Annotated in this window: 2 protein-coding genes and 1 pseudogene; all 3 read left to right on the top strand. The window is 45.4% G+C overall.

Annotated features, from left to right (window positions below):
• Positions 1 to 68: 68 nt before the first annotated feature.
• Positions 69 to 1,250, top strand: a pseudogene (locus F6K20_RS29800) (group II intron reverse transcriptase); the annotation flags it as partial.
• Positions 1,251 to 1,501: 251 nt separating this feature from the next.
• Complete coding sequence (locus F6K20_RS29795) at positions 1,502 to 2,725, top strand: RNA-guided endonuclease InsQ/TnpB family protein (protein ID WP_044492296.1); 1,224 nt, start codon at positions 1,502 to 1,504, stop codon at positions 2,723 to 2,725.
• A gap of 69 nt (positions 2,726 to 2,794) precedes the next feature.
• A partial coding sequence (gene menD / locus F6K20_RS29790) for a 2-succinyl-5-enolpyruvyl-6-hydroxy-3-cyclohexene-1-carboxylic-acid synthase (protein ID WP_287297098.1) occupies positions 2,795 to 3,467 on the top strand: 673 nt, incomplete at its 3' end.

Below are 3,467 nucleotides of genomic sequence, written 5' to 3'. Positions count from 1 at the left end.
TATAAAGTTTTGACCCTTTTGCCCATAGCCGACCAACCATAAAGGCTGCCCTATTCTAAGGTTTCGTCTCCGGGAGTACAAGAATGTTAAAAGTACCAACAATCCAAGATAGAGCATGGCAATGTTTAGCAAAATATGCTCTCGAACCAGCCCATGAAGCTACGTTCAGTGCCGATAGTTACGGATTCAGAACAGGCAGATGTGCCCAAGACGCACAAAAACGCCTGTTCCTACATCTAAAATCAAACTCTAACGGCATCACAAAAAGAGTAATAGAACTAGACATCAAAAAGTGTTTCGACCGCATCTCCCACAGCTCCATAATGGATAGATTGCTAGCTCCTGCAAGTCTGAAGATGGGGATATTCAGATGTCTAAAAGCAGGCATCAATCCGGAATTCCCGGAGCAAGGAACGCCCCAAGGCGGTGTAGTCAGCCCACTCCTAGCCAACATTGCACTTGACGGAATAGAGAATATACACTCTAGCATCCGATATGCGGATGACATGGTATTTATTCTTAAGCCAAAAGATAATGCTGAGAAAATTCTAGAAAAAGTGAGGAACTTCCTAGCTCAACGCGGCTTAGAAGTAAATCAAGAAAAGACCAAACTAACCAATACGACAGACGGGTTTGACTTCCTGGGTTGGAAATTCCGAGTCCAGAAAAACGGAAAGTTCCGATGCACTCCCTCAGAGGAAAACCATAGAAACTTCCGGAAGAAGATAAAAACCGTGGTCAACAACTCGAATTATGGTGCCAAAATAAAAGCCCAAAAATTAGCCCCCATCGTACGTGGTTGGAGAAACTACCACAAAAGCTGTGACATGAGCAGTTCCCGAGATAGTTTATGGTTCTTGAATAAGACCGCAAACCGTAAGTTCCGCAAGGAAAAGAAAGTAAACCGGTACAAAGCCAACGAACTATGCAAGAAAAGCTTCCCAGCAGTCGGGTATAAACAAAACCAACACGTAAACGTAAAAGGAACCAAGTCCCCTTATGACGGAGACTTAGTCTACTGGAGCATGCGAAACTCCGTACTATACGATGATGCTACCGCCAAGGCTTTAAAAAGGCAAAACCATTCCTGTGGACATTGCGGACACAAATTCTTGAACGACCAGGTTGTACACCTTCATCACGTCGATGGAAACCACGCCAACTGGAAACGCAAGAATCTAATGGCAGTCCATCAAAGCTGCCACCAAGAAATCCACTGGAGCAAGCCGAAAGGCAAACCGAAAGGTTGAGGATATTCAGGAGCTGGATGAGGCGAAAGTTTCACGTCCAGTTCTGAAGCGGAGGTGCCCTGGGTAATACCAGGCATCGACCGTAACAGGGGAGTTTGAGGGGGCGAAATTCCCCATCCCTGCGACGGGTGGGGATGGATAGCCCCTTGGCCGTAGGCCACGCTAAGCGAACAAAAACTTTTAGCGATGGGTTGACGATGTACCACAAAATATATATAATGGTACATATGTCGATAAATGAGGTCAAAGCAATAAGACATCAAGCAGTCAAGGTCAGGATCTATCCAACTCAAGAACAAGTTCATATACTTGCTCAGCACTTTGGCTGTGCCCGCTGGTGGTGGAATTATGCATTGAATCAGTGCATAGAAACCTACAAAGAAACCGGTAAAGGGTTGTCTCGCGCTGCCCTCAATGCTATGTTGCCAAAACTCAAAAAAGATAAAGAAACTGAATGGCTAAAAGATTGCTACTCTCAGGTGTTGCAAGCTGTGAGTCTAAATCTTAGCCGTGCATATCAAAATTTTTTTGAGGGTAGAGCAAAATATCCTAGATTCAAGTCATATCATCATCGCCAATCAATCCAATATCCACAGCGCGTATGCCGCGTAGGAGATTGCCTTAAGTTTCCTGGAAAACTGGGAACTGTCAAGGCAATAATACACCGACCATTAGATGGAGAAATCAAGACTGTTACCGTCAGCAGGACTCCGTCTGGGAAATACTATGCTTCTGTGCTGATGGAGTATGAATCAGAGGACAGGCAGCCTTCCACAGAAGGAAAGGTTATCGGGATTGATTTGGGCATCAAAGATTTTGCGATCACCTACGACGGCGAAAAGACCTCTAAATTTGGTAATCCCAAGCATCTAGCTAAATACGAAAAAAAATTAGCCAAAAAGCAACGTATCGCTGCTCGAAAGAAGAAGAGCAGTAACGGGCGAAAAAAAGCCAGAAAAATTGTAGCTAAAGTATACGAACGGATTGGAAATGTCCGCCAAGACTACCTGCATAAGCTATCCAGAAAAATAGTTGATCAGAATCAAGTAGTGGTAGTCGAAAACCTAAATGTCAAGGGCATGGTTCGTAACCATAAACTAGCTAAAGCAATATCTGACCTGGGTTGGGGAATCTTTGTCAATTTCCTTTCTTATAAGTGTGAAAAAGAAGGAAAGGTATTGGTTGAGATAAACCGGTGGTTCCCCAGCTCTAAAACCTGCTCTAATTGTCATTATCAAATCAAGGAGTTACCGCTTGATGTAAGGGCTTGGACTTGTCCAAGTTGTGGAACTCATCACGACAGAGATGGTAATGCGGCAAATAATATCAGAGCAGAAGGTATCAGAATGCTATCCTCCTCTGGGACGGGGGAGGTTAACGCCAGTGGAGAAGAAGTAAGACCAAGACGTGGACGTCCGTCCAAGTTGAGGCATTCTTCCGTGAAGCTGGAAGCCCCAACCTCTACATTCGCGTAGCGTGGCCATAGGCCAAGTAGGTTGGGGTAGTTCACAATATTCGAATTAAATGTTGATTAACATAATTGAATGCCTATTGATTTTCGCAACACCAATAGCCTCTGGGCTTCCATCCTGGTAGAAACCCTACAGCGCTTGGGATTGACCACAGCAATCATCTGTCCAGGGTCACGCTCAACCCCTCTAACTGTTGCGTTTGCTCAACACCCACAGATCGAGGCGATTCCAGTTCTAGATGAACGTTCAGCCAGCTTTTTCGCCTTAGGCATTGCTCGACAATCAGGAAAACCAGTTGTCCTGGTTTGTACCTCTGGCACGGCTGGGGCTAATTTCTATCCCGCTGTGATTGAAGCCAGAGAAAGCCGAGTACCACTATTAGTTTTGACTGCTGACCGTCCCCCAGAACTCCAAGATTGTCATTCCGGACAAACCATTGACCAAATCAAATTATACGGCAACTATCCCAACTGGCAAAGTACCCTAGCGGTCCCTAAAGCTGATATCAGTATGCTCCGTTATCTACGGCAAACCGTAGTTCATGCTTGGGAGCGAGCCTCCTTTGGCAGCACTCCGCTAACACATTTTCCTACCCCTGGTCCAGTACACCTAAATCTACCCTTCCGTGACCCCCTCCCACCCATTCCCGACACAACCACTAACCCATTAAAATCCCAATTACAACCAGAAGAATTCTTCGCTCACTGTCAGCAGCAAGCTGTAACTGACAACCTGCAAGCTGTAA

This window comes from Moorena sp. SIO2C4 (assembly GCF_010672485.1).
Taxonomy (GTDB): domain Bacteria; phylum Cyanobacteriota; class Cyanobacteriia; order Cyanobacteriales; family Coleofasciculaceae; genus Moorena; species Moorena producens.
This window is presented reverse-complemented; position numbering and strand designations above follow the sequence as displayed.